Annotated in this window: 1 protein-coding gene; it reads left to right on the top strand. The window is 39.8% G+C overall.

What is annotated here, in order from left to right; translation table 11 throughout:
• Positions 1–75 precede the first annotated feature (75 nt).
• Positions 76–294: helix-turn-helix domain-containing protein (locus BN338_RS09520; RefSeq protein WP_039761629.1), on the top strand; the 219-nt coding region annotated here is incomplete at its 3' end.

Here is a 294-nt window from a genome sequence, read left to right as displayed (position 1 = left end):
AATGGGCGGTAATTAGAGGTATAAAACACTAAAGTATTTTTGTAAAGTTCTTTAGTGTTTTTTTGGTAAAATTATTTGGGACGTAAAGAAAAAGAACCCGCAACCTTGCTTGCGCACCGCTTTTGCGAAGTTAGAAAAGCGTTAGGATTTAAAGAGCGTAAGCAATTTGCAGAGCATTTAGGTATACACGCTAGCACCCTTGGAACCTATGAAACAGGGCTTAAGGAGCCAACTGCTTCTGCTCTTTTTAAATATCAAGCCCTTGGTATCTCGTTAAATTGGCTAGCTACGGGC

The organism is Bartonella queenslandensis AUST/NH15 (assembly GCF_000312585.1).
Taxonomy (GTDB): Bacteria; Pseudomonadota; Alphaproteobacteria; order Rhizobiales; family Rhizobiaceae; genus Bartonella; species Bartonella queenslandensis_A.
This window is presented reverse-complemented; position numbering and strand designations above follow the sequence as displayed.